Origin of the sequence: Pseudomonas sp. LSJ-87, from assembly GCF_032971465.1 — a bacterium.
Classification (GTDB): domain Bacteria; phylum Pseudomonadota; class Gammaproteobacteria; order Pseudomonadales; family Pseudomonadaceae; genus Aquipseudomonas; species Aquipseudomonas putida_Z.
Genome location: NZ_JAWJYQ010000017.1, coordinates 81,593 through 105,581, shown reverse-complemented (window position 1 = coordinate 105,581; position 23,989 = coordinate 81,593). Strand labels below are relative to the sequence as shown.

The following is a 23,989-nucleotide window of genomic DNA, read 5'->3' as shown; positions in this document are numbered from 1 at the left end:
GCGCAGCGGCCCCAAAATGCTCACTGCTGACGCAGGCTCTCGAGCAGCTTGTGGGTCGGATACCCATCCGCCGGCCACCCCAACCCCTGCTGGGCATTGCGGATCGCCTTGCGGGTATTGGCGCCAATAATGCCATCGGCATTGCCGGCTTCGTGCCCATTGCTGTTCAGCAGGTTCTGCAGCTCCATGCGCTCGCTGCGGCTGAGCGGCAGGTCTTCTTTCGGCCAGCTGCCGGCAATGAAGCCCCAGCCCGTGAAGCGATCACCCAGCAGGCTTACCGCCAGCGCGTAGGATGACGAGTTGTTGTACTTGAGGATGGCGCGGAAGTTGTCCAGCACCAGGAACGCCGGGCCACGCGCGCCCGCTGGCAGCAGCAGGGCGGCAGACAGCTGGTTGCTGCCCACTGGCAGCTGGGTACCGGCAGGCAGTTTCACGCCCATCGCCAGCCACTCGCTCACCGGCTTGCGCAGGGCGCCATCGGCCTGCCAGTAATCGAAGCCAGGCGGCACCTGGACCTCGAAGCCCCACGGCTGGCCACGTTTCCAGCCCGAGCTCTGCAGATAGTGCGCGGTCGATGCCAGGGCGTCTGCCGTGCTGTTCCAGATGTCACGGCGGCCATCGCCGTCGAAGTCCACGGCATGGGTGTTGTAGGTGGTCGGGATGAACTGGGTCTGGCCCATGGCGCCGGCCCACGAGCCACGCATTGCCTCAGGCTGGATGTCGCCATGCTGGATGATCTGCAGCGCAGCGATCAGCTGGTCTTGGGCGAACTGCGGGCGGCGGCCCTCATAGGCCAGGGTAGCCAGCGAGCGGATCACCGACTTGTTGCCCTGGAACTGGCCGAAGTTGCTTTCCATGCCCCATACCGCGACCAGCACCTGGCGATCGACGCCATAGCGTTGCTCGATGCGGGTCAGCAGTTCGGCGTTCTGCTCCAGCAGCTTCTTGCCGTTGCGTACACGCAGGGGCGACAGGGCGCCTTCGAGGTATTCCCATACCGGGCGGGTGAACTCCGGCTGGCTGCGATCGGCCTTGATCACGTCCATGTCGGGGGTGATGCCGAGGAAGGCGCGGTCGAAGGTGTCCTGCGAAATGCCGGCTTGCAGGGCTTGCTGGCGAAAGCCTGCTTGCCATTGTGCGAAGGTTTGCAGAGGCTGGATTTCAGTGCTGGTGTCGGACGTCGTGCCGGGCAGGGTCACCACCGGGGCGGGCTGGGCGGGGGCCAGCGGCAGGGCATCGGCGGCGGTGGGCTTTTCTGCGCAGGCCACGAGCAGGATGAAACTGGAGGCCGCGATCAGCTGACGGGTTTTCCAGCGGGGGAGAAGACTGAGGAGCATTCACAGATCCAGAATTGCAGGTCAGGTGACGACCATACCATGCCTGCGCTTTCGATGCTTTCATGCAGCCAAAAAGTAGGAAGCCTCCCAATCTCTCGATTGGAAGGCTTCGCGGCGGTAGCTGCCTTTGCCCTTGTTCGGCTGTTCCTGGCGGCAGCGGAACAGCGGTTGGGCGATGATCGACTTGGCCTTGTTGGGGCCGTGCTTTTTCGGCTTTTTGCTCATGGCGGGATTCCCGGGTTGGGTGGGTTTCGCGGCGCACTGTAGGGCTTGGGGCAGGGTGGGGCCAATTGATTGTGTATATGGTTCGAGGGCCCAATCGCCGGCAAGCCAGCTCCCACAGGTACAGCACAGCGTCTAAGACCTGTTATATCCCTGTGGGAGCTGGCTTGCCGGCGATTGGGCCTTTGAATGTTACTCGGGAGGCAGTGCCAGGCGCTGGCCGGCCATCAGCAGCGACAAGCGCGCCAGGCCGGTCCACGGCGAGCCCTCGGCCTGGCCCTTGATCTGTGCATCGATACGCTGGGCATCTTGCAGCAACTGCGCCCAGCGCTGCGCCGACAGGCGCTGCAGGGCCTTGCTGACCAGTGGCCGGCGTTTGTCCCAGATCGGCGGGCGGGCCTGGCTGAAGGCCTTGTCCAGCGGTACACCCTGGCTGAACTGCTGGGCCAGCCCGGCCAGCTGGCGCAGCTCGCGGGCCAGGGCCCAGAGAATCACTGGTGGCTCCACGCCTTCACCGCGCAAGCCTTCGAGCATGCGCAAGGCATGCGCGGCTTCGCCGTTGAGAATGGCATCGACCAGGCCGAAGACATCGAAGCGGGCGCTGTCGGCGACGGCGGCCTGCACGGTCTCCACGGTGATCTGGTTACCTTCGGCAAGCAGCTTGAGCTTTTCGATTTCCTGCGCTGCAGCCAGCAGGTTGCCTTCCACGCGTGCGGCAATCAGGTCGACGGCGTCACGCTGTGCCGACAGGCCGGCCTGCTGCAGGCGCTGGTTGATCCACTGCGGCAGCTGGTGCACATCCACCGGCCAGATCTGGATGAACTGGCAGTGGGCGCCTTCGATCAGCGCCTTGCCCCACTTGGTCTTCTGTGCGCTGCCGTCGAGCTTGGGCAGGCTGACCAGCAGCAGGGTGTCTTCGGCGGGGTTGGCGCAGTATTCCATCAGCGCAGCAGCGCCCTTGTCACCGGGCTTGCCCGAGGGCAGGCGCAATTCCAGCAGGCGGCGCTGGGCGAACAGGGACAGGCTGGCGCCAGCCTGGAGCAGGGTGCCCCAGTCGAAGTTGGCGTCGGCACTGAATACCTGGCGTTCGTCGAAGCCCTGCTGGCGCGCGGCGTTGCGGATGGCGTCGGCGGCTTCCTGGCACAGCAGCGGGTCGTCGCCGCTGACCACGTAGACCGGTGCCAGAGCGCCTTGCAGGTGCTTGTTGAGTTGGGCGGGAGCGAGCTTCATGGGAAACAGGCGGGGCACCCGAAGGTACCCCGCTCGGGCTTAGTTGCCCGGTACTTCCAGTGGCGACTGCTGAGGCGTTTCGGCCTGCTGGCGGCGAGCGGCCTCCAGCGCAGCGGCTTCGGCCTTGGCACGTTCGTCGGCTTGGCGCTGCAGCTCGTCCAGCTGGGACGGGGTCAGCATCTGCAGGCGAACGACCATGGCGTTGACCAGGTCGCGACGCATTTCTTCGCGGGCGCGGTCGGCTTCCTGTTCGGAGCCGGTGATGTTCGAGCCGTCACGCAAGTAGATCTTGCGTACTTCCAGCTTGTCGCTCATCAGCTCCAGGTTGTTCAGGCCCTGAATGCTGTAGTTCAGCACGGTGGTCAGCTCGTATTCGGCGGTACGGTTGCCGCTGTTGTAGGTCGCCGAGCGCTCGCGCTCCTGCTCGTTGGTCAGCACCAGACGGTACGGTGCGCCAGCGTGCACGTTGACACCGCTACGCTGCAGTACTTCACGCAGCTGGAGCACGGTCGGGCCGTAGGCGTTGCGCGCGCTGACGTCCATTTCCTTCACGCTCAGCTCGGTGGAGCCGGTGCCGCGCAGCTGGAAACCGCAGGCGCTGAGCATGACCGCCAGGCCAATTACCAGCAAATTGCGTTTGATCATGTTGTTGCTCCCTTGTGGGCCTGTTCGCCCGCCCGCAGTGGCTGCGGGCGGGCGTTGCCATCAGTTGGCGACGATGTTGACCAGCTTGCCCGGTACCACGATGACCTTGCGGATGGTCAGGCCATCGATGAAGCGCAGGACGTTTTCGTTACTGCGCGCGGCGGCTTCGATTTCTTCGCGGCTGGCGGCGGCCGGCATTTCGACCTGGCCACGCAGCTTGCCGTTGACCTGCACCACCAGGGTGACGGTGTCCTGTACCAGGGCTGCCTCGTCGACGGCTGGCCAGCTGGCGTCGATGACGGCCTGCTGGTGGCCCAGCTGTTGCCACAGCTCGTGGGAGATGTGCGGGGTGATCGGTGCCAGCAGCAGGGTGACGGCCTCGAGGCCTTCCTGCAGCAGGGCACGGTCCTGTTCAGTGGCCTGCGGGGCCTTTTCCAGCACGTTCATCACGGTCATCACCTGGGCGATGGCGGTGTTGAACTTGTGGAACTGGCCTACGTCGGTGCTGGCCTGCTTGATGGCGGCGTGGATGGCGCGGCGGATGACCTTCTGCGCGTCGTCCAGGGCGGCGACATCCAGCTTGCCCGGCAGGCCTTGGGCCACGTGGGCCTGGGCCAGGCGCCAGACGCGGCGCAGGAAGCGGCTGGCGCCTTCGACGCCGGAGTCGGACCATTCCAGGCTCATGTCGGGCGGCGAGGCGAACATCATGAACAGGCGGCAGGTGTCGGCGCCGTACTGGTCGATCATCGATTGCGGGTCGACGCCGTTGTTCTTCGACTTCGACATCTTCTCGGTGCCACCGATTTCCACCGGCAGGCCGTCGGTCTTCAGGCGGGCGCCAATGATCTTGGCCTTGGCATCGCGCTCGACTTCGACATCGGCCGGGTTGAACCAGTCCTTGCCGCCGTTGCTGGCCACACGGTAGTAGGTTTCGGCGACCACCATACCCTGGGTCAGCAGGTTCTTGAACGGCTCGTTCGAGGTGACCAGGCCTTCGTCACGCATCAGCTTGTGGAAGAAGCGCGCGTACAGCAGATGCAGGATGGCGTGCTCGATACCGCCGATGTACTGGTCGACCGGCAGCCAGTGGTTGGCCGCTTTCGGGTCGACCATGCCACCTTCGTAGTTCGGCGAGGCGTAGCGGGCGAAGTACCAGGACGACTCGACGAAGGTGTCCATGGTGTCGGTTTCGCGCTTGGCCGCGGTGCCGCATTTCGGGCAGCTGCACTCGTAGAATTCAGGCATGCGCGCCAGTGGCGAACCGGCACCGTCCGGCACCACGTTCTCCGGCAGGGTGACCGGCAGCTGGTCTTCCGGCACCGGTACGTCGCCGCAGGACGGGCAGTGGATGATCGGGATCGGGCAGCCCCAGTAGCGCTGGCGGCTGATACCCCAGTCGCGCAGGCGGAACTGGGTACGCGATTTGCCCAGCTCCTTGCGGATCAGGGCGGCTTCGATGGCGTCGAAGGCACCGGCGAAGTCCAGGCCGTCGAACTCGCCGGAGTTGATCAGCTGGCCGTGCTCGCCATAGGCGGCCAGCCACTCGTTGCCGACTTCGTCGCCAGCGCTGGTGCGCACCACGGCCTTGACCGGCAGGTTGTACTTGTGGGCGAACTCGAAGTCGCGCTCATCGTGGGCCGGCACGGCCATGACGGCCCCATCGCCGTAGTGCATCAGCACGTAGTTGGCGACCCATACCGGCAGCTTCTCGCCGGTCAGCGGGTGCTCGACCAGCAGGGAAGTGGCCATGCCCTTCTTCTCCTGGGTGGCCATGTCGGCTTCGGCAACGCTGCCGCTCTTGCACTCGTCGATGAACGCCTGCAGCGCCGGGTTGCCCTGGGCGGCCTGGGTGGCCAGCGGGTGTTCGGCGGCGACGGCGACGTAGGTGGCGCCCATCAGCGTGTCGGGACGGGTGGTGAAGACCTTGAGCGTGCCTTCGTGGCCGATGCTGGCCAGGTCGAACGGGAACTGCACTTCCATGCCGCGCGACTTGCCAATCCAGTTGCGCTGCATGGTCTTGACCTGCTCAGGCCAGCCCGGCAGCTCGTCGAGGCTTTCCAGCAGCTCGTCTGCATAGTCGGTGATGCGGAAGTAGTACATCGGGATTTCGCGCTTCTCGATCAGCGCGCCCGAACGCCAGCCACGGCCGTCGATGACCTGCTCGTTGGCCAGTACGGTCTGGTCCGCCGGGTCCCAGTTCACGGTACCGTTCTTGCGGTAGATGATGCCTTTCTCGAACAGGCGGGTGAACAGCCACTGCTCCCAACGGTAGTAGTCGGGCTTGCAGGTGGTGACTTCACGTGCCCAGTCGATGGCCAGGCCCAGGCTCTTGAGCTGGGTCTTCATGTAGTCGATGTTTTCGTACGTCCACTTGGCCGGGGCGACGTTGTTCTTCATCGCCGCGTTTTCCGCGGGCATGCCGAAAGCGTCCCAGCCCATCGGCTGCAGGACGTTCTTGCCTAGCATGCGCTGGTAGCGGGCAATCACGTCACCGATGGTGTAGTTGCGCACGTGGCCCATGTGTAGCTTGCCGCTCGGGTACGGGAACATCGACAGGCAGTAGTAGGTGTCCTTGCCTGGCTGTTCGGTAACAGCGAACGATTGTTGCTCGTCCCAGAACTTCTGGGCGGCGGCTTCGATATCACGGGGCGTGTATTGTTCGTGCATGGCTACTTTTTGCTGAGAGAGAAGAGACCTTGTTCCAGGCAGCGGAACCTCGCTGCGTCCGGCACTCCGGTGTCGTTTAGAGTGAACGCCGTAGCATACAGCAGCGCCGCGCATCGTGGGAAACCTTCGTTGCGAATGCCCGCTGGTCGCGGCACACGGCTGCTTTTTGCAACGACGCTAAGCTCAGGTGTGGGGGGAGATATTCTTATCTTCAATGAGGTGAACGGATGGGAGAGACGCAGCTACCCGCAATCAGACCGGAGCTATACGAACGCCTGATCGACCGGCTTGGCCTGGCGCTGGAAGTGGCCAGGACCTCGGTGCGATTGCGCGACGAAATGCCAGCCGAGCTGGAGTTGCGTGGCCTGAGCCACGCAGAGTTCGAACTGATCAAGGCCTACCTGGATTCCCTCCCGGAGCGCCACAATGCCTGTGTCGGCAGTTACCCACAAGCGGAGCCGACATCGGCCAAGATCATCTGGCTCAAGGACAAGAAACGCCCCGCCAGCACGGCGAGATCCAGGACGCTGCCACATCGCTAGCCGTTCAGGACGCCAGGCGCAGGCTATCGCGCGCCGGTTCTTCAAAATTTGCACAGCTCACGATCGGCGCCGGCCGCACCCTTGTTGACCGGCGTCGATCCTTCTAGGCTGCACGCCTGCCAAGGAGGTGTGGCCAATGCCGATCCGATTCTTCGTCAAACAATGGCTGATGCCGCCAGGCGTCCTGTTCCTGCTGCTGCTTGTGGCGTGGTGGCTGCGTCGCCGCCGGCCCAGGCTGGCAGCGCTGTGTTTTGCCGTGGGCCTTGGTGGCCTGTGGCTGATGAGCCTGCCGCTGGTGGTGCAGGAAACCGCTCGTGCGCTGGAGACGGAAGCGCCGCTGGCGGTAAGCGATTGGGCCGGCCTGGCAAGCCGGGCAGATGCCATCGTGGTGCTGGGCGCGGGGCGTGAGCGAGGTGACCCGGCCTGGGGTGGTAGCGACCAGCCCACGGCCACGGCACTGGAGCGCATGCGCTTCGCCGCGCGGCTGGCCAAGGCTTCGGGCTTGCCGGTGCTGACCAGTGGCGGGTTGCACTATGGCACGCCGCCGAGCGAGGCGCGGTTGATGGCTGATCGCCTGCGTGAAGATTTCGGCATCGAGGTGAAATGGCGGGAGGAGGGCAGCCTCACGACCTGGGAGAATGCCCGGCTGACGGCCAAGGTGTTGCAGCCATTGGGGATTCGCCGGGTGGTCGTGGTGACCCAGGCGTGGCACATGCAGCGCTCGCGCTGGAGCTTCGAGCAGGCGGGGTTCGAGGTGGTGCCGGCGCCGGTCGGGTTCCTCGGGCGCGATCATTCGCGGCCGTTCGGTGGGTTGCTGCCGGAGAGCCGGGCGATGTGGCAGAGCGGGCAGTTGCTCAATGAAGTGGCGGGGCTGGTGGGGTATCGGCTGTTCTACTGAGCCTTGTGTTGCCTGTGCCGGCCTCTTCGCGGGTGAACCCGCTCCCACAGGTACACCGCAGGCCATGGGCTTGTGCGGTCCCTGTGGGAGCGGGTTCACCCGCGAAGAGGCCGGTACAGGAAAACTCAAACGGTCTTGGCAATGCGCCCAGCCAGCAGCGCCCAACCCAGCAGCAATGCACAGACAATCGCCAGCGGCCACGACCGCCATTGCAGGTACGGGGTCAGTTTCTGCATCGGCACCACCTCGCCGTACAGCACCGCCTGCTGGAACTGCGGTACCTGCGTGGTAATGCGGCCAAACGGGTCGATCAGCGCGGTCACGCCGTTGTTGGTGGCGCGGATCATCCAGCGGCCGGCTTCCAGCGCGCGCATCTGCGCCATCTGCAGGTGCTGCAACGGGCCGATCGAGGTGCCGAACCAGGTGTCGTTGCTGATGGTCAGCAGCAGGTCGCTGCGGGCCGCCAGGCCAGCGGCGAATTCGGGGTAGACCACTTCGTAGCAGATGTAAGGCGCAATCTGGTAGCCCTTGGCCTGCAGCAGCGGCTGGTCTTCCGGCCCGCGGGCGAAGTCCGACATGGGCAGGTTGAAGAACTCGATCAGGCCGCGCAGCATGTCCTGCAGCGGCACATACTCGCCAAACGGCACCAGCTTCTGCTTGAGGTAGGTGCCATCGCCTTCACCGGTGACGGTAATGCCGTTGTAGTAGCGGCGCTGGTGGTGCACCACTTCACGCACCGGCACGCCGGTGATCAGCGCCGAATGCCGTTCGGCGGCGAACCGGCCCATTACATCGATGTAGCCCTGGGCTTGGTCCTTGAGCACCGGGACCGCGGTTTCCGGCCACACCAGCAGGTCCACCGGCCTGGAGCTGAAGCTCAGGTCACGGTACAGCGCCAGTTGCGCGTCGATGTGTGCCGGGTCCCATTTCAGGTCCTGCTCGACATTGCCCTGGATGGCCGCCACTTTCAGCGGGTCGCCCGCCGGCTTGGTCCAGGCATGGCCCTTGAGCGCCAGGCCCAGCACCCACGGGGCCAGCAACAGCAGGCAGCCCACCGCCAGGAACGAGGGGCGGGCGCGCAGGCGGTGCAGGTTGCACAGCAGGGCAGCGGTCAGGGCCAGGGTGAAGGAAATCAGCCACACGCCGCCCAGCGGTGCCAGGCCGGCCAGCGGGCCGTCCAGCTGGCTGTAGCCGGCGTAGAGCCAGGGGAAACCGGTCAGGAACCAGCCGCGGAAGGCCTCTTGCAGCAGCCACAGGGCGGCGAAGCACAAGGCATCGGCCAGTGGCGCCTCGGTGCGCCGCAACCAGCGTGCCCAAAGCCAGGTGGGCAGGGCGAAGAACCAGGCCAGGGCGGCGAAGAACGCCAGCAGCAGCAGGATCGCCAGCAGCGGCGAGGCGCCGCCGTAGGTGTTCATGCTGACGTAGATCCACCAGGTGCCGGCACCGTACAGGCCGAAGCCGAACCACCAGCCGCGCCACATGGCCTGGCGCGGGCTGAGCTCGCGCAGGCCAAGGTAGAGCAGGGCGATGGACAACACGGCCAGGGGCCAGATGTCGAACGGCGCCAGGGCCAGGAGGGTGGAGGCACCGGCCGCCAGGGCCAGCAGGTTACCGGGCCAGCCGGGGCGGGTGATCCAACGCATGTTTGTCCTTAACGGGTGATCGGTGTCAGGCGCAGCAAGTGTATCCGCCGGCTGTCGGCATTGAGAATACGGAACTTGTAAGGGCCGATCTCGGTGGTTTCGTTGCGCTTGGGCAGGTGACCGAAGGCGCTCATCACCAGGCCGCCGACCGTGTCGAACTCGTCATCGGAGAATTCGCTGTCGAAGAACTCGTTGAAGTTCTCGATCGGGGTAAGCGCCTTGACCAGGAAGTCACCGCTGGGCAGCGGCTTGATGTAGCTGTCTTCCTCGACATCGTGCTCGTCCTCGATGTCGCCGACGATCTGCTCCAGCACGTCCTCGATGGTGACCAGGCCGGCCACGCCGCCGTACTCGTCGATGACGATGGCCATGTGGTTATGGTTGGCGCGGAACTCGCGCAGCAGCACGTTCAGGCGCTTGGACTCGGGCACGAAAGTGGCCGGGCGCAGCAGGTCCTTGATGTTGAAGCTGTCGCCATTCTCCTTGAGGATCAGCGGCAGCAGGTCCTTGGCGAGCAGGATCCCGAGCACATCGTCGTGGCTTTCGCCGATCACCGGGTAGCGCGAGTGCGCGGCGTCGATCACTGCCGGCAGGAACTCGCGGGGCGACTGGCTGGCCTTGATGCTGATCATCTGCGAACGCGGCACCATGATGTCGCGAACCTGCAGGTCGGCCACCTGGATGGCGCCTTCGACGATGGTCAGCGCTTCGCTGTCCAGCAGTTTGTTCTGATGGGCTTCGCGCAGCAGTTCAAGAAGTTGCTGGCGGTTTTTCGGCTCATGGGCAAAAGCCTGGGTCAGTTTACCCAGCCAGGACTTCTGCCCGTTGCTCGATCGATCTTCGCTCATGGCGGTTCTCGTGATCCTTCGTGTATCAGTGTGTGATGGTGTCGGTTTCATCGTCGGCGTACGGGTCGGGATGACCCAGTTCTGCCAGCAATTCCCGTTCCAGGCCTTCCATTTCCTCGGCTTCCTCATCTTCGATGTGGTCGTAGCCGAGCAGGTGCAGGCAACCGTGGATGACCAGGTGTGCCCAGTGCGCTTCCAGCGACTTGCCCTGTTCGGCGGCTTCGCGCTCGACCACCGGCACGCAGATCACCAGGTCGCCCAGCAGCGGGATATCGAGCAGGTCGTCGGGGACGTCGGCCGGGAACGACAGCACATTGGTCGCGTAGTCCTTGTGCCGGTAGGTGTGGTTCAGCTCGCGGCCTTCGGCTTCGTCGACCAGGCGAATGGTCATTTCCGAATCGGCGCTGCGCTGGCGCAGTGCCAGTTCGCACCAGCGGCGAAAGGCGGTGTCATCCGGGGCGGCAGCATCCGTGGCCCGTTGAATATCGAGTTCAAGCATCTTTGCCGGGCGCCTCGGGCTTGGCCTGGCGGGCATCGAAGCGGTCGTAGGCCTCGACAATGCGCTGCACCAGTGGGTGACGAACCACATCTTTGGGTTGGAAGTGGGTGAAGCTGATCCCCGGAACGTCCCTCAGCACCTCGATGACGTGCGCCAGGCCCGACTTGGTGCCACGGGGCAGGTCGACCTGGGTGATGTCACCGGTGATGACCGCGGTGGAGCCGAAGCCGATACGGGTGAGGAACATCTTCATCTGTTCCAGCGTGGTGTTCTGGCTCTCGTCGAGGATGATGAAGCTGTTGTTCAGGGTGCGGCCACGCATGTAGGCCAGTGGGGCGATCTCGATCACCTGGCGCTCGATCAGCTTGGCCACGTGTTCGAAGCCGAGCATTTCGTACAGGGCGTCGTACAGCGGGCGCAGGTACGGGTCGATCTTCTGGGCCAGGTCGCCGGGCAGGAAGCCGAGCTTTTCGCCCGCCTCGACCGCCGGGCGCACCAGCAGGATACGGCGCACCTGTTCGCGTTCCAGCGCGTCCACGGCGCAGGCCACGGCCAGGTAGGTCTTGCCGGTACCGGCCGGGCCGATGCCGAAGTTGATGTCGTTGGCCAGGATTTCCTTGACGTAGCGTTGCTGGTTGACCCCGCGCGGGCGGATGTTGCCCTTGCGCGTGCGCAGCGACACGCTGACCTCGTTGACGGCCGGGTTGTCGATGTTCTCGACGGTCGATTCCTGCAGGTACAGGTGCACGGTTTCCGGCGACAGGTCGCTGGCCTTGGTCTCGCGGTAGAGACGGCGCAGCAGTTGTTCGGCAGCGGAGGTGGTCTTGGGTTCGCCGATCAGCTCGAACTGATTGCCGCGGTTGCGGATCTCGATGGCCAGGCGCTGTTCGATCAGGCGCAGGTGCTCGTCGAACTGGCCGCACAAGTTGGCGAAACGGTGGGCCTCGAAAGGTTCGAGGATGAAACGATGGGGTTGTATGGGTGCGTTCAAGGTCGTTTTTAGCCGCTCGACGGCAATGGATGTGAACTCAAGAATAACCCTTGAATGGCAGTGGCGAAAGCACTGAAACGTTCAACGGTATGTATGGCCTGTTCCGGCCCTATCGCCGGCAAGCCGGGCTCCCACAGATACTGCACAGGCCTGAAGCTTGCGCAGTACCTGTGGGAGCTGGCTTGCCGGCGATGAGGCCGGGACAGGCAACACAGATCAGCAAACCTGTCTGCTATGATGCCCGCCTTTTCTTACGCATGTGTTATCCCGACGAACATGAGCAAACGCGAACCTGCCATCTATAAAGTGATCTTCCTCAACCAGGGGCAGGTCTTCGAGATGTATGCCAAGCAGATCTACCAGAGCGACCTGTGGGGGTTCCTGGAAATCGAGGAGTTCGTGTTCGGCGAGCGTTCGCAGCTGGTGGTGGATCCGAGCGAGGAGAAGCTCAAGAGCCAGTTCGATGGGGTGATCCGCAGCTTCGTGCCGATGCACTCGATCGTGCGCATCGACGAGGTGGAGCGCCTGGGCACGGCGAAGATCAGCGAAGCCAAGGGCGGCGGCAATGTGATGCCGTTCCCCATGCCGATGCCGGAAAAGTAACCCTCAGGGGAGTGGCGAGAACGGCGTGCGCCCTTCGGCGTTCTGCAGTTCCAGCAGGTACTTGCGGAAAATCTGGCCGAGCACCTGGGTGGCATGCTCCAGTTCGTCGCGGGGCATTTGCTCGGTCACTTCGTCGGCCATGTCCAGCGCATCCTCGGCGCCGTTGACCGCGGCCATCTTCAGCAGGATGTAGGCCTGCACATTGTTGGCCTTGACCCCTTCGCCATGGAAGAACATGGCGCCCAGGCGGTACTGGGCCTCGGCATGGCCTTGCAGCGAGGCCTTTTCGAACCAGTTCAGGGCTTTGCCCAGGTTTTTCGGCGTTTGCGTGTAGTAGTACTCGCCCAGTTCGAATTGCGCCTGGGCATCCCCCGCCGTTGCCGTCTGCTCACAAGCCTTGAGGGCGTTTGCCAGGTCTTCAGGCTGGACATTCAAGGTGCAGCGGCCCGTCGCCGGAATGAGCAACGAGTTACCGCCCTCCGCCAGGGCCAGCAGGGGCTGAAGAAGCAACAGGCAGCCCAGGGTCAGGGCGCGGCCGGTGCGGTTCATGGGGATCGACTTACCTCTGCAAAGCTGCGGCCAATGTCTCTGGTGGCACATTATGGGATAAGCAGCGCCAACCTTACAAAGTTTTACTCGAATTTCTGCTTGGTTGGGGAAGTCAGCTGATTGTGCATGGGTATTTGTTGCCTGTACCGGCCTCTTCGCGGGTGAACCCGCTCCCACAGGGACCGCACCGCTTTCACGGGTGCGCAGTCCCTGTGGGAGCGGGTTTACCCGCGAAAGGGCCGGTACAGACACTGCATTACTTCAGGGCTGCAAAAGCCTTTTCAGCAGCATCCAGGGTGATCTGCAGCTCCTTGTCGCCGTGGGCGATGGAGGTGAAGCCGGCCTCGAATGCGCTCGGCGCCAGGTACACGCCACCATCGAGCATCAGGTGGAAGAAGCGCTTGAAGCGCTCGGCATCGCTGGCCATCACGTCTTCGAAGGTGACGATGTCGTCGGCACCGCTGAAGTACAGGCCGAACATGGCACCGGCCTGGGTGGTGACGAACGGTACGCCAGCAGCATCGGCGCGCTGTTGCAGGCCGTCGAGCATGCGGCTGGTGTAGTCGGTCAGCTCGGCGTGGAAGCCCGGGCGGCTGATCAGCTTCAGGGTGGTCAGGCCGGCGGCCATGGCCAGCGGGTTACCCGACAGGGTACCGGCCTGGTAGACCGGGCCGAGCGGGGCGATGCAGCCCATGATTTCACGCTTGCCGCCGAAGCAGCCGACCGGCATGCCGCCACCGACGATCTTGCCGAAGGTCGACAGGTCCGGCTTGATGCCGTAGTGGCCCTGGGCGCCGCCGAGCGAAACGCGGAAACCGGTCATCACTTCGTCGAAGATCAACACCACGCCGTGCTTGTCGCACTGCTCGCGCAGGCCTTCGAGGAAGCCTGGCGCCGGCGGTACGCAGTTCATGTTGCCGGCTACCGGCTCGACGATGATGCAGGCTACGGTCTGGCCGACTTCGGCCAGGGTTTTCTCGACGGCGGCGATGTCGTTGAACGGCAGGGTCAGGGTGTGCTTGGCGAAGTCCGCCGGCACGCCCGCCGAGCTCGGCACGCCCTGGGTCAGCAGGCCGGAGCCGGCTTTTACCAGCAGGCTGTCGGAGTGGCCGTGGTAGCAGCCTTCGAACTTGATGATGGCGTCACGGCCGGTGTAGCCACGGGCCAGGCGGATGGCGCTCATGGTGGCTTCGGTGCCCGAGCTGACCATGCGCACCATCTCCATGGACGGCACCAGCGAGCAGACCAGGTCGGCCATCTCGGTTTCCATGGCGGTCGGGGCACCATAGGACAGGCCGTGCTCCAGCTGCCTGCGTACCGAGTCCAGTACCTCCGGGTGGCCGTGGCCGAGGATCATCGGGCCCCAGGAGCCGACGTAGTCGACGTAGCGCTTGTCATCCTCGTCAACGACGTAGGCGCCTTCGGCATGCTTGAAGAACAGCGGCGTGCCGCCAACGCTCTTGAAAGCGCGGACCGGCGAGTTGACGCCACCGGGGATGTGCTTCTGGGCTTGGGCGAACAGGGCTTCGGAACGGGACATGGGGGTTCTCTCGAATCAGGATGCGAACAAGGCGTTGAAGGCGCGGGCGCGGCGGGTGACTTCCTGCGCGCTGTCGGCACCGAACAGGCCGTGGATCACCGCCAGCAGGTCGGCGCCATGGGCGACCAGCGGGGCGGCGTTGTCGAGGGTAATGCCGCCGATCACCGCGATCGGCAGTTTCACCTGGGCACGGGCCTGCTCCAGCAGTTCGATGTTGGCAGCAGGTGCACCCGGCTTGGTGACGGAATTGAAGAAGCGGCCAAAGGCCACGTAGCTGGCGCCTTCGCTGGCAGCCTGGGCGGCCAGTTCGAGGCTGGCGTGGCAGGTGGAACCGATGATCGCCTGGCGGCCGAGCAATGCGCGGGCCGGGGTCAGCGGGCCGTCGGTCTGGCCCAGGTGCACGCCGACGCCCAGGCGCGCGGCCAGTTCGGCGTCGTCGTTGATGAGCAGTTGGGTGCCGTAGCGCTCGCAGAGCTTCAGCAGCCCTTCGGCTTCACGCAGGCGGCGCGCCGCGTCGTCACTTTTGTCGCGGTACTGCAGCAGGCACACGCCGCCTTCCAGTGCCGCCTCGACATGGGACAGGAAACGGCCAGCGAGCAGCTGGCTGTCGGTGATGGCGTACAGACCGCGTAGCTTCATTGGAGGCCTCGTGTCAGGAGCAGAAATCCAGCGGCAGGCGACGCGGCACGAACTGGCCCTTGCCCAGCTGTTCGGCGTCACGCAGGGTGCGCCAGGTGTAGTCCAGGGCGCTGCGGACGGCGCTTTCCAGCTGCTCGCCGAGGGCCAGGCGGCCGGCGAGGGCGCTGGCCAGGGTGCAGCCCGAGCCGTGGTAGCTGCCCGGCAGGCGCTGGCAGGTCCAGGTGTGGTGCTGGCCGTCGCGGCTGTACAGGCGGTTGTGAATTTCGTCTTCGTCGCCGTGACCGCCGGTAATCAGCAGGTGTCTACAGAACGGCAACAGTTTCTCGGCACACTCGTCGGCGGTGCCTTCGGGCAGTTCGGCAAGGATGCGGGCTTCGGGCAGGTTCGGCGTGGCGATGGTCGCCAGCGGCAGCAGGCGTTCGCGCAGGGCGTAGCCCACTTCGTCCTTGCCCAGGCGGCCACCACCACCGGCACGCAGCACCGGGTCGCAGACCAGTGGCAGGTGCGGGTGGGCGGCCAGCAGTTCGGCGACGGTGTCGACCATTTCGATCGAACCGAGCATGCCGAGCTTGACGGCGGCCACCGTGGAGTCGGCCAGCACGGCGTTGGCCTGGGCCAGCACCCACTCGCGGTCGAGCACGCGGAAGTCGGAAACGTTGACGGTATCCTGCACGGTCAGGGCGGTCACTGCGGGTGCGGCGTGACAGCCTTGGGCGATCAGGGCTTCGATATCTGCCTGCAGGCCGGCGCCGCCACTGGGGTCGTGGCCGGAGAGACAGAGGACAACGGGGCGGGAGCTGTAGGTATTCATGGTCGGCGAGCTTACCACCAATCCTGTTTGGGCGGATCGTCCTACAAACGAGTTTTGTTGATCATAAGGTCAGTTTTTTACCGGTTTAATTTCTGAAAGCATTGATTTAGAGCCTTTTCTTTGTGATTGGATATGGTCGATTGCCAGGTTGCGAAGCTATGCTAGAGTGCTCGGATAACTCTACAAACGGGTTCTGCCGGATCGTGTCGTCTCAAACGGATGGGAGGCAACCGCGACTCGACCGGACAGGCCATGCTGGGGCTGTATGCGCTATTTGCTGATTGTGCTTCTGGGCTTGCTGCCCGTGCTGGCCGGGGCAGTCGATTTCGACGACGCTACGCGGCATCTTCCGCTGGGCAAGGCCATGCAGGTTTATGAAGACCTCGATGGCAGTGCCAGCATCGCCCAGGTCAGTGCCCCTGGGTTCGCCAAGCATTTTCGCCCCCACCATGAAGACGTGCTGAACGCCGGTTATTCCACATCGGTGTTCTGGCTCAAGGTCGAACTGCGCCCTGTCGCCGCGCCCGGCGCCGCCCCACGGCAATGGCTACTGGAACTGGCCTATCCGCCGCTGGACCACCTCGAGCTGTACCTGCCCGACAGCAGTGGCAGTTACCGCCTGGCCCGGCGCACCGGCGACGCCTTGCCCTACCAAAGCCGGCAGATCCTGCAGAACAACTACCTGTTCGAACTGCAGCTGCCGCCTGGCCAGGTGACCACTGCCTACCTGCGCCTGCACAGCCAGGGTTCGGTGCAGGCGCCGCTGGCGCTGTGGTCCGCCCAGGCCTACATGGAGGAGCAGCCCACGCGCCTGTATGTGCTGGGGATGATCTACGGCGTGCTGCTGGTGATGCTGGTGTACAACCTGTTCATCTACCTCAGCGTGCGCGACGTCAGCTACCTCTACTACATCCTCTATATCGCCTCGTTCGGCTTTTACCAGGTGTCGGTGAATGGCGCCGGTGTGGCCTACTTCTGGCCGGACAGCCCGTGGTGGGCGAATGCTTCGACGCCGTTGTTCATCGGGGCCGCTGGCCTGTTCGGCTGCCAGTTCGCCCGGCATTTCCTGCAACTGGGCAGCATCAGCCGTGGTTTCGACCGGCTGCTGCAGCTGCTGATGCTGGGTGGCGCGATGGCCATGGTGCTGGCGGTGAGCATGCCCTACGGCGTCGCCCTGCGCATGGCCACGGTGCTGGCGTTGCTGTTTACCGTGAGCATCTTCGCTGCCGGGCTGTACGCCTGGTGGCGTGGCTTGCGCGTGGCACGCTGGTTCATCATCGCCTGGACGGCATTCCTGCTTGGTGGCCTGGTCAACACCCTGATGGTGCTGGGCTACCTGCCGAACGTGTTCATCACCATGTATGCCAGCCAGCTGGGGTCGGCGCTGGAGGTGGCCTTGCTGTCGCTGGCGCTGGCCGACCGCATCAACAGCCTGCGCGAGCAGCAGGCGCAGACCTTGCGAGACACCGGGCGCACGCTGGAACAACTGAACCTGCAACTGGCCAGGAGCAACCGGCTGAAAGACGAGTTCCTGGCCAGCGTGACCCATGAACTGCGCACGCCGATGAATGGTGTGATCGGCTCGCTGGAGCTGATGCATACCCTGCCGATGGAGGCCGAGATGGCCCAGTACCACCGCACGGCGGTGGGCTCGGCCCAGGGCATGATGGATATGGTCGATGCCATTCTTACCCTGTCCGAACTGCAGGCCGGCCGGCTGCGCGCGCAGCCGGCGCCATTCAGCCTGCGTGACCTGCTGCAGGGCGTGCGTGCCGGTTATGCCGGGCAGGCTTTGGGCAAAGGCTTGTACCTGAGCCTGGACATCCCGGCCGATGTGCCGGACGGGTTGCTGGGCGATGCTCAGAAGCTGGCCCGCTGCCTGGGGTGCCTGGTGGACAACGGTTTGAAGTTCACCCACCAGGGCGGGGTGATGATCCAGGTGCGCGGGCGCCGGGTGGGGCCTGACGACCTGGCGCTGACCTTCATGGTCAGCGACAGCGGTATCGGCTTCGATGACCTCGATCAGGCGACCCTGTACCAGCGCTTCTTCCAGGTCGATGGCTCGATGACCCGGCGTTATGGCGGGCTGGGGATTGGTTTGTCGATCTGCCGGCAGATGGGGGAATTGCTGGGTGCACGGTTGTCGCATGAGTCGACGCGGGGGTTGGGGAGCCGGTTCGAGTTGAGTTTGAACATGGCTATTGCGCAGATGCAGATGGCATCGAATGTTCTGCAGACGCGACGGTCGCTTTAGAGATTTTCGCAGGCTTTGTTGGGGCTGCTTTGCAGCCCTTCGCGGGCACGCCCGCTCCTACAGGTTTGGTGCTGAGTTCGGGCAATGCGCGATCCCTGTGGGAGCGGGCATGCCCGCGAAGGGCCGCAAGCGGCCCCCAGGACATGCTCTGACCGCACCTGAACTCCTACAACAACGCCAGACTCTTCCTACGCTTCAGCACTGGCAACTCCATCCCCTGCGAAATACCCTACAACCTCTGTCGACACGCGTCTGATTGTTCCTGCAAATCCCGCGCTCTAGGCTTTTCCAGTCGCTGACGGTTCAGCGATCGGGTGTGGAAACCTGGCAAGACCTATGGTGCGTGTCGTTACGACAGCTGTACGCGGGAGGCCTTTGGGCCTACCGGGTTCGCACCATGCCTGGTTTTCCACCCCGTGTGCAGCTGTCACCCCTATGTGTGGAAACGGACGGGTGGCACATATCTCCATGGTGCCGAACTCATGAACGACGAAACCAAAACCACCCCTGGCGTTACCTACTTCTACCAAGGCGAAGGCCAAACCCATCCACTGTTCCGCATTGCCGAGGGCATCCCCTGTCGCAGCGCCCGTGAGCAGGCCTCGGAGCTGATGGGCTATGCGCGGGACTTGTCGCTGACCGGTTTGATGGATGGCGACCAGCAAATGATGTGGGCTTCGCACTACTTCGCAGCCATGGCCAAGGCGCTGCTGGATGATGCCGAGCTGGGTTTGATGCGCTGAGTTTTGTTTGGCTGCACCGGCCCTTTCGCGGGCATGCCCGCTCCCACAGGGATCGCACATCGTCCAAGTTATGCACAACTCCTGTGGGAGCGGGCGTGCCCGCGATCAGCGGCGTATCCGGTGCCGTCCAATATTTCGAAATCTATGTTCGATTGATTTATGTGGGTGGTTTCTCATTTCATAAGCTTCATTAGGTAATATATCGCTACCCATGCAACTCCAATAGTGTTTAGCGAAGATGCAATGAGTATTTTCTTTCTTAAATTCTTAGGGAATTGTAAGTGGTCTTGCTCATCCAATAGCCCACTGCGAATGCTTGAGGCGGGGGACCCAAGGGCGCCAGCGATTACAGAAATAACTAGAATTCTGGAGCCTATTTTTTTCTCTCCCCACATGGCAGTCGCATATGGAAGGCATGCGCTCCGTTGGAGCGCTGAGGTCATTACTTTATATTGGCGAGAGCACGCGATGTGAATGTCAGATACAAACCCAATTAAGGCTAGGCAGATTGGCGTGCCTAGCAGGAGTAGTCTTAGCTTTACGTCAAGATGATCAATCATTTTGAAAGCCTCAAAATCGTGGCGTGACAGTTCTTGCAGTAAGGTCGTTGCTTTTTGGAATGGCGCTGTTTTGATCTAATCGGGTGCTTGCAATGCTCGGTCTATTCATGAGTTGCACTTAGATTTAATTTAGCTCCAGAATTGTATGCGCTTCAATTTGATCAGGATGGCGGCTAGCAGCGACCAAATAAATGCTACCAGTAGTAATAGAAATACAATGCGCATCTTCTTTCTCAAGCTTGCTGGAAAGTTTGAGGCATCATCTGGATCGAGAAGCCCTCGTTTCAGAAAATATTCAGGGTTTAACGCGATGCCACTCAATGTGGCAACGACTGATACCCGGGAGTAAAAGCTACGTTCCCCCCACCAAAGCGCGACTCTTTTCAAGTGCTCACTTCTTCTTAAAGCGTGCTGGAGTTTCCGGTAATTAGGCAGATAAGCGAGTTGCGCCGTCATTGAAAGCCCTGCGAAAAAGAGCGCAAAAGGCATGGCCAGAAATCCCAAACCCCAGAGAGACTCAAGAAATTCATTCATGTTCGGTTAATTCATAGAGTTCTTCCCCTATATACTCACCGATGCTCATGCCAGCTACGCTCCCAGCGTATGAACTAGCGCCGACGATTGCAATGGCACATGCTGCTCCACTTATGGCCCCAAGGCTAACGCAGGCAAAGCCTGCTATCGCTTTTCCAGCTGCTCCCGAAGCGGTACCTAATGCAAGGCCACCTGAAAAATTGCCTACCTCAGTAAATCTTATTTTTCTGCAGGATTGAGTATTGCCTGATCTACATGCTTCTTGAGCTTTCAGCCAAGACGACCCAGCACCGATTGCCAGCCCTACATATCCACCTTTTCTTAGGTGGTTAGACAAGCGTTTCAACTTGTCTAGGTGCGTTGAATATCCAGGGATGCCGCCTGGTGCTCCGGCCTTGCTCCAGTGATGTACTAGGCTTTTTGAGGAAATGCCTAGGTCGCCTCGTAATCTGTCATGGCTTCCGAGGTTCATGTGCTTGTTAAGAAAGCCCACCTTCAGCTGCGCATCCAATTTTCTGAGTAGCTTTCTACGTTCAGCAAAAAACTCCGGACTACGTAGATGACCATGCTTGGAAAACTGATGCTGGTGCAGCACTTCGATCTTGCGCAACGTCGCACTAAGATCATCCAGAACCTGAGCCATCATGGCGCCACTCACCCCCATTGCCAAACTGGTACTGCTCAGCAACCCCGCTATTTCAGGCAAGTGACGCATCATGAAGTTAGCTTCTTCCGGGGTGAGGTCTGCCAGGTCCTCCCGCGCCTGCTTCGCCGCACTCATCGCATAGAGCTCTTCCCGAGTGCACACCGGGCGTCTTAAACCATCACCAATGACAAATATCTCACCCGCCTTGAACCCCTGCTGATAGGTCGGGTTCAGCCGCTCCAGAATTGACCGAGGCAGGTTGGCCTGCGGCGCGCCCAGTTCTGCCAGTACTTCCTGATACGTCATGCAACGCGGAACGATGTAGAAGCCGGGTTCCATGCCTTGTGGAGAAGGCGAGGGCTGAGCCACTTCAGGCTGATAGGTACTTCTTATCGGGCTTGCCGTCTGGGCCTGCGCGGGTGCCTCGCGAACAGGTTCAGGTGCCGGTGCCCTGCGCGACGCTGATGGTGCGAACCCATTTGCAACTACGCGATTGCTGCCCTGTGGGCACCCGCATTGCACCAGTGCCCCGTCCATCGCCGTGGGAATGCCATCCTGCCGCCAGCGGGCTTCGCCCTCGACGATAGTGCCCGCTTGTCCACATAGCGGGCAGGGTGTGGTCGGGTCGCCTTGCAGCAGCCAGTTGCGGCCATGCACGCGGCCCCTGGCCTGGCTGGCAATGCAGATGGCGCCGGTGGTGGTTTCGTCGCCGTCCAGGCCTTGATATCGGCCGAAGATGTTCATGCGCATGCTCATGGCTCGCCTCTTTTTTTAAGGTGGGAGCCAGGAACCTAGCAGGCTGTGGGCGGGTATTTTCGGGGTGGGGAGGCTTTGGGAGGAGCCCTACAAGAGATACAGATTTGGACTACATGTTTTTTTGACGGCAGTGCCGGCCCTTTCGCGGGTGAACCCGCGAAGAGGCCAGCAAATCCAGCACCAATCCATCGTTCACAAAACAGAACGTAAAAGCCAAAAACCACTATCTACCGCTCCAAAGGTGATGGTTTTAATCTTCTCCCATCAACGCGAAACACCCAACTTAATGAAAAGATCAAAACCCTTAGGAGCACGGACCATGAGCAAATTCACCTACAACCGCCTGAATAAAGACGACGCCGCCGTACTGCTGGTCGACCACCAGGCTGGCCTGCTGTCGCTGGTGCGTGACATCGAGCCGGACAAGTTCAAGAACAACGTGCTGGCCCTGGCTGATCTGGCCAAGTTCTTCAACCTGCCGACCATCCTCACCACCAGCTTCGAACAAGGCCCCAACGGCCCGCTGGTGCCAGAGCTGAAGGAACTGTTCCCGGACGCCCCGTACATCGCCCGCCCAGGCCAGATCAACGCCTGGGACAACGAAGACTTCGTCAAGGCGGTGAAGGCGACTGGCAAGAAGCAGCTGATCATTGCGGGCGTGGTGACCGAGGTTTGCGTGGCGTTTCCGGCGCTGTCGGCTTTGGAGGAAGAGTTCGAGGTGTTTTTGGTTATTGATGCTTCCGGGACTTTCAATGAAATGACCCGTGATGCGGCGCATGACCGCATGAGCCGCGCTGGCGCGCAAATGATGACCTGGTTCGGCGTGGCCTGTGAGCTGCACCGCGACTGGCGCAATGATGTGGAAGGGTTGGCGGCGCTGTGCTCCAACCACATTCCGGATTATCGCAATCTGATGACCAGCTACAACGCGTTGACTGCCGGGAAGTAAGGCGGGGGATTGGGTGAGGGCGAACACCTGTCAGCCCTGACGCATGCTCAAGACATGCGCCCCGCACCACATGTTTAGTCATTAATGTCACTTTGACTGACTCACAGGGAGTGCTTCACTGGGGCTCTCAAGCTACCCGGATCCAGGAGCCCCCGATGAACCTGCACCAGTACGCTGAAACCCACGAAGTCACCAACCAGCCACCGCCCCTCGACGGTGCCAACCTGTACCGCCTCGACATTCCGCTACAGGAATGGTCGCGGCGTTTCGGTGCGGGTTGGGCCGAATCGCGGATTGATGCCTACGGTGCCCTGGCCGGTGGCCCGCTGATGCAGGCGGGCTTCCTGGCCAATGCGCACAAGCCGGAGTTCAGCAGCCACGACCGCTACGGCCATCGCATCGACCTGGTCGAGTTCCATCCCGCCTATCACGAACTGATGCGCACTGCCGTCGAGCACGGCCTGCCGTCGCTGCCATGGGCCGAACCCCGCCCCGGCGCCCATGTGGCGCGGGCTTCGATGACCTACCTGCACAGCCAGGCCGAGGCCGGTACCGGCTGCCCGCTGACCATGACTTTCGCTGCCGTGCCAGCGCTGCGGCTGCAACCCGAGCTGGCCGAATACTGGCTGCCGAAAATCCTCGCCTGCGAGTACGACCCGCGTAACGTCGGCGACCGCCACAAGGCCGGGGTCACCCTGGGCATGGCCATGACCGAGAAGCAGGGCGGCACCGATGTACGGGCCAACACCACCCGGGCTTATCCAGTCGGCGCCGCGGGCCCGGGGCAGCCCTACGAACTGGTCGGGCACAAGTGGTTCTGCTCGGCGCCGATGTGCGATGCCTTTCTGACCCTGGCCCAGACCGGAAAAGGCCTGAGCTGCTTCCTGCTGCCGCGTCACCGCCCCGACGACAGCCGCAACCAGTTCTATATCCAGCGCCTGAAGAACAAGCTGGGCAACAGTTCCAACGCCTCCAGCGAGGTGGAATTCCGCGGTGCCCTGGCGTGGATGGTCGGGGAAGAAGGGCGGGGCGTGCCGACCATCATCGAAATGGTGGCCATGACCCGCTTCGACTGCATGGTCGGCTCCAGCGCCCTGATGCGCCAGGCGCTGACCCAGGCGACCCACCATTGCGCACACCGCAAGGTCGGCGGGCGGCTGCTGAGCGAGCAGCCGTTGATGCAGAACGTGCTGGCCGACCTGGCGTTGGAAAGCGAGGCCGCGCTGGCCCTGAGCCTGCGCATGGGGCAGGCGCTGGAGCAGCTGGAAGACCCGCAGCAGGCGCATTTCGCCCGGCTGGTCACGGCGGTGGGCAAGTACTGGATCTGCAAACGCGCGCCGGCCATGATCAACGAGGCAGCCGAGTGCCTGGGCGGGGCAGGTTATGTGGAAGACAGCATCCTGCCACGGCTGTACCGCGAAGCGCCGGTCAACTCGACTTGGGAAGGCTCGGGCAATGTGCAGTGCCTGGACGTGCTGCGGGCCTTGTCCAAGGAGCCGGGCGTGCTCGATGCGCTGTTCGCCGAGCTGGGCGATGGGCACGGGGACCCGCGCCTGGCGGCGCATATCGGTAACCTCAAGGGGGCGTTTGCCGACACTGGCGACATGCAGTACCGCGCGCGGCAGCTGACCGAGGATATTGCCCTGGCGCTGCAGGCCAAGCTGTTGCTTGAGGCGGGCAATGCGGTGGTGAGTGATGCATTTATCGACAGCCGCTTGACGGGGGGCGGGCGCGTGTATGGGGCGTTGCCGCGGGGTGTGGATGTGGAGGCATTGGTGGCCAGGGCGACGCCAGCCTGGGCGAACTGAGCTCGCTTCTTCGCGGGCACGCCCGCTCCCACAGGTACTGCGTTGTACTTGAGGGCAGTGAAGATCCTGTGGGAG

At 62.9% G+C, this 23,989-nt stretch carries 22 protein-coding genes; 7 read left to right on the top strand and 15 right to left on the bottom strand.

Annotated features, from left to right (window positions below; genetic code table 11):
* Positions 1–20: 20 nt before the first annotated feature.
* The 5 genes from RYH74_RS11730 to leuS all read right to left on the bottom strand — a co-directional run bounded on the left by RYH74_RS11730 (position 21) and on the right by leuS (position 6,101).
* On the bottom strand, positions 21–1,337 hold the full coding sequence (locus RYH74_RS11730) for a lytic murein transglycosylase (RefSeq protein WP_317409433.1): 1,317 nt from the start codon (positions 1,335–1,337) through the stop codon (positions 21–23).
* 60 nt (positions 1,338–1,397) lie between these two features.
* The gene (arfA, locus tag RYH74_RS11725; RefSeq protein ID WP_003257578.1) at positions 1,398–1,562 is read right to left on the bottom strand and encodes an alternative ribosome rescue factor ArfA; all 165 of its coding nucleotides are present in this window, start codon (positions 1,560–1,562) and stop codon (positions 1,398–1,400) included.
* A 189-nt stretch (positions 1,563–1,751) separates the two neighbouring features.
* Positions 1,752–2,789, bottom strand: a complete 1,038-nt coding sequence (gene holA / locus RYH74_RS11720; RefSeq protein ID WP_085663576.1) for a DNA polymerase III subunit delta — start codon at positions 2,787–2,789, stop codon at positions 1,752–1,754.
* 39 nt (positions 2,790–2,828) lie between these two features.
* The gene (gene lptE / locus RYH74_RS11715) at positions 2,829–3,434 is read right to left on the bottom strand and encodes an LPS assembly lipoprotein LptE (protein ID WP_286100622.1); all 606 of its coding nucleotides are present in this window, start codon (positions 3,432–3,434) and stop codon (positions 2,829–2,831) included.
* Positions 3,435–3,494: 60 nt separating this feature from the next.
* Positions 3,495–6,101 (bottom strand): leucine--tRNA ligase, encoded by a 2,607-nt coding sequence (gene leuS / locus RYH74_RS11710; protein ID WP_274078601.1) that lies wholly within the window; start codon positions 6,099–6,101, stop codon positions 3,495–3,497.
* 227 nt (positions 6,102–6,328) lie between these two features.
* On the opposite strand from leuS, the gene RYH74_RS11705 reads away from it, so the two are divergent.
* Positions 6,329–6,643 (top strand): hypothetical protein, encoded by a 315-nt coding sequence (locus RYH74_RS11705; RefSeq protein ID WP_003257582.1) that lies wholly within the window; start codon positions 6,329–6,331, stop codon positions 6,641–6,643.
* A 136-nt stretch (positions 6,644–6,779) separates the two neighbouring features.
* A complete protein-coding gene (locus RYH74_RS11700) occupies positions 6,780–7,541 on the top strand; it encodes a YdcF family protein (protein WP_317409431.1) in 762 nt (253 codons plus the stop codon).
* Between the two features lie 125 nt (positions 7,542–7,666).
* On the opposite strand, the gene lnt is transcribed toward RYH74_RS11700, so the two are convergent.
* Genes lnt through RYH74_RS11680 form a run of 4 tightly spaced genes read right to left on the bottom strand, consistent with a single transcriptional unit; the run spans position 7,667 to position 11,522 of the window.
* Positions 7,667–9,184, bottom strand: a complete 1,518-nt coding sequence (lnt, locus tag RYH74_RS11695; protein WP_025340757.1) for an apolipoprotein N-acyltransferase — start codon at positions 9,182–9,184, stop codon at positions 7,667–7,669.
* 8 nt (positions 9,185–9,192) lie between these two features.
* Positions 9,193–10,032 (bottom strand): HlyC/CorC family transporter, encoded by an 840-nt coding sequence (locus RYH74_RS11690; protein ID WP_003257584.1) that lies wholly within the window; start codon positions 10,030–10,032, stop codon positions 9,193–9,195.
* Between the two features lie 25 nt (positions 10,033–10,057).
* Positions 10,058–10,531: an rRNA maturation RNase YbeY gene (gene ybeY, locus RYH74_RS11685; protein WP_015271932.1), complete on the bottom strand. Its 474-nt coding sequence runs from the start codon at positions 10,529–10,531 to the stop codon at positions 10,058–10,060.
* On the bottom strand, positions 10,524–11,522 hold the full coding sequence (locus tag RYH74_RS11680; RefSeq protein ID WP_039613560.1) for a PhoH family protein: 999 nt from the start codon (positions 11,520–11,522) through the stop codon (positions 10,524–10,526). The genes ybeY and RYH74_RS11680 overlap by 8 nt, the downstream gene beginning before the upstream one ends.
* A 276-nt stretch (positions 11,523–11,798) precedes the next feature.
* Here RYH74_RS11680 and RYH74_RS11675 point away from each other — a divergent pair, with 276 nt between their 5' ends.
* The gene (locus RYH74_RS11675; protein ID WP_013974341.1) at positions 11,799–12,125 is read left to right on the top strand and encodes a DUF1820 family protein; all 327 of its coding nucleotides are present in this window, start codon (positions 11,799–11,801) and stop codon (positions 12,123–12,125) included.
* 3 nt (positions 12,126–12,128) lie between these two features.
* Here the strand turns inward: RYH74_RS11675 and RYH74_RS11670 are convergent, their stop codons facing one another.
* From RYH74_RS11670 to RYH74_RS11655, 4 genes are all read right to left on the bottom strand, one after another.
* Positions 12,129–12,674: a tetratricopeptide repeat protein gene (locus RYH74_RS11670; RefSeq protein WP_317409430.1), complete on the bottom strand. Its 546-nt coding sequence runs from the start codon at positions 12,672–12,674 to the stop codon at positions 12,129–12,131.
* A gap of 256 nt (positions 12,675–12,930) precedes the next feature.
* Positions 12,931–14,214 carry a glutamate-1-semialdehyde 2,1-aminomutase gene (hemL, locus tag RYH74_RS11665; protein ID WP_013974339.1) on the bottom strand — a complete coding sequence of 428 codons (1,284 nt, stop codon included), beginning with the start codon at positions 14,212–14,214 and terminating at the stop codon, positions 12,931–12,933.
* Positions 14,215–14,229: 15 nt separating this feature from the next.
* Complete coding sequence (gene thiE, locus RYH74_RS11660) at positions 14,230–14,853, bottom strand: thiamine phosphate synthase (RefSeq protein ID WP_025340753.1); 624 nt, start codon at positions 14,851–14,853, stop codon at positions 14,230–14,232.
* 13 nt (positions 14,854–14,866) lie between these two features.
* Positions 14,867–15,664: a hydroxymethylpyrimidine/phosphomethylpyrimidine kinase gene (locus RYH74_RS11655; protein WP_061550648.1), complete on the bottom strand. Its 798-nt coding sequence runs from the start codon at positions 15,662–15,664 to the stop codon at positions 14,867–14,869.
* A 265-nt stretch (positions 15,665–15,929) separates the two neighbouring features.
* On the opposite strand from RYH74_RS11655, the gene RYH74_RS11650 reads away from it, so the two are divergent.
* The gene (locus RYH74_RS11650) at positions 15,930–17,918 is read left to right on the top strand and encodes a sensor histidine kinase (protein ID WP_317409429.1); all 1,989 of its coding nucleotides are present in this window, start codon (positions 15,930–15,932) and stop codon (positions 17,916–17,918) included.
* A 482-nt stretch (positions 17,919–18,400) separates the two neighbouring features.
* Complete coding sequence (locus RYH74_RS11645) at positions 18,401–18,661, top strand: DUF3077 domain-containing protein (protein ID WP_003257593.1); 261 nt, start codon at positions 18,401–18,403, stop codon at positions 18,659–18,661.
* A 689-nt stretch (positions 18,662–19,350) separates the two neighbouring features.
* Here RYH74_RS11645 and RYH74_RS11640 read toward each other — a convergent pair.
* Together RYH74_RS11640 and RYH74_RS11635 are read right to left on the bottom strand one after the other, a co-directional pair.
* Positions 19,351–19,755 carry a hypothetical protein gene (locus RYH74_RS11640; RefSeq protein WP_075046467.1) on the bottom strand — a complete coding sequence of 135 codons (405 nt, stop codon included), beginning with the start codon at positions 19,753–19,755 and terminating at the stop codon, positions 19,351–19,353.
* A complete protein-coding gene (locus tag RYH74_RS11635; protein ID WP_084785274.1) occupies positions 19,748–21,157 on the bottom strand; it encodes a PAAR domain-containing protein in 1,410 nt (469 codons plus the stop codon). The genes RYH74_RS11640 and RYH74_RS11635 overlap by 8 nt, the downstream gene beginning before the upstream one ends.
* Positions 21,158–21,476: 319 nt before the next feature.
* Between RYH74_RS11635 and ycaC the strand changes: the two genes are divergently transcribed.
* Together ycaC and RYH74_RS11625 are read left to right on the top strand one after the other, a co-directional pair.
* A complete protein-coding gene (gene ycaC / locus RYH74_RS11630; protein ID WP_075046466.1) occupies positions 21,477–22,106 on the top strand; it encodes an isochorismate family cysteine hydrolase YcaC in 630 nt (209 codons plus the stop codon).
* Between the two features lie 155 nt (positions 22,107–22,261).
* Positions 22,262–23,914 carry an acyl-CoA dehydrogenase family protein gene (locus RYH74_RS11625; RefSeq protein WP_075046465.1) on the top strand — a complete coding sequence of 551 codons (1,653 nt, stop codon included), beginning with the start codon at positions 22,262–22,264 and terminating at the stop codon, positions 23,912–23,914.
* Positions 23,915–23,989 lie beyond the last annotated feature (75 nt).

What these genes read in the sequence shown, in the direction of transcription:
- RYH74_RS11640 (WP_075046467.1), bottom strand. Translation starts at nt 19,755, where the DNA reads ATGAATGAATTTCTTGAGTCTCTCTGGGGTTTGGGATTTCTGGCCATG.
- RYH74_RS11655 (WP_061550648.1), bottom strand. Translation starts at nt 15,664, where the DNA reads ATGAATACCTACAGCTCCCGCCCCGTTGTCCTCTGTCTCTCCGGCCAC.
- RYH74_RS11690 (WP_003257584.1), bottom strand. Translation starts at nt 10,032, where the DNA reads ATGAGCGAAGATCGATCGAGCAACGGGCAGAAGTCCTGGCTGGGTAAA.
- RYH74_RS11625 (WP_075046465.1), top strand. Translation starts at nt 22,262, where the DNA reads ATGAACCTGCACCAGTACGCTGAAACCCACGAAGTCACCAACCAGCCA.
- RYH74_RS11675 (WP_013974341.1), top strand. Translation starts at nt 11,799, where the DNA reads ATGAGCAAACGCGAACCTGCCATCTATAAAGTGATCTTCCTCAACCAG.
- leuS (WP_274078601.1), bottom strand. Translation starts at nt 6,101, where the DNA reads ATGCACGAACAATACACGCCCCGTGATATCGAAGCCGCCGCCCAGAAG.
- lptE (WP_286100622.1), bottom strand. Translation starts at nt 3,434, where the DNA reads ATGATCAAACGCAATTTGCTGGTAATTGGCCTGGCGGTCATGCTCAGC.
- RYH74_RS11645 (WP_003257593.1), top strand. Translation starts at nt 18,401, where the DNA reads ATGAACGACGAAACCAAAACCACCCCTGGCGTTACCTACTTCTACCAA.
- RYH74_RS11705 (WP_003257582.1), top strand. Translation starts at nt 6,329, where the DNA reads ATGGGAGAGACGCAGCTACCCGCAATCAGACCGGAGCTATACGAACGC.
- RYH74_RS11700 (WP_317409431.1), top strand. Translation starts at nt 6,780, where the DNA reads ATGCCGATCCGATTCTTCGTCAAACAATGGCTGATGCCGCCAGGCGTC.
- lnt (WP_025340757.1), bottom strand. Translation starts at nt 9,184, where the DNA reads ATGCGTTGGATCACCCGCCCCGGCTGGCCCGGTAACCTGCTGGCCCTG.
- ycaC (WP_075046466.1), top strand. Translation starts at nt 21,477, where the DNA reads ATGAGCAAATTCACCTACAACCGCCTGAATAAAGACGACGCCGCCGTA.
- holA (WP_085663576.1), bottom strand. Translation starts at nt 2,789, where the DNA reads ATGAAGCTCGCTCCCGCCCAACTCAACAAGCACCTGCAAGGCGCTCTG.
- RYH74_RS11635 (WP_084785274.1), bottom strand. Translation starts at nt 21,157, where the DNA reads ATGAGCATGCGCATGAACATCTTCGGCCGATATCAAGGCCTGGACGGC.
- RYH74_RS11730 (WP_317409433.1), bottom strand. Translation starts at nt 1,337, where the DNA reads ATGCTCCTCAGTCTTCTCCCCCGCTGGAAAACCCGTCAGCTGATCGCG.
- thiE (WP_025340753.1), bottom strand. Translation starts at nt 14,853, where the DNA reads ATGAAGCTACGCGGTCTGTACGCCATCACCGACAGCCAGCTGCTCGCT.
- hemL (WP_013974339.1), bottom strand. Translation starts at nt 14,214, where the DNA reads ATGTCCCGTTCCGAAGCCCTGTTCGCCCAAGCCCAGAAGCACATCCCC.
- arfA (WP_003257578.1), bottom strand. Translation starts at nt 1,562, where the DNA reads ATGAGCAAAAAGCCGAAAAAGCACGGCCCCAACAAGGCCAAGTCGATC.
- ybeY (WP_015271932.1), bottom strand. Translation starts at nt 10,531, where the DNA reads ATGCTTGAACTCGATATTCAACGGGCCACGGATGCTGCCGCCCCGGAT.
- RYH74_RS11650 (WP_317409429.1), top strand. Translation starts at nt 15,930, where the DNA reads ATGCGCTATTTGCTGATTGTGCTTCTGGGCTTGCTGCCCGTGCTGGCC.
- RYH74_RS11670 (WP_317409430.1), bottom strand. Translation starts at nt 12,674, where the DNA reads ATGAACCGCACCGGCCGCGCCCTGACCCTGGGCTGCCTGTTGCTTCTT.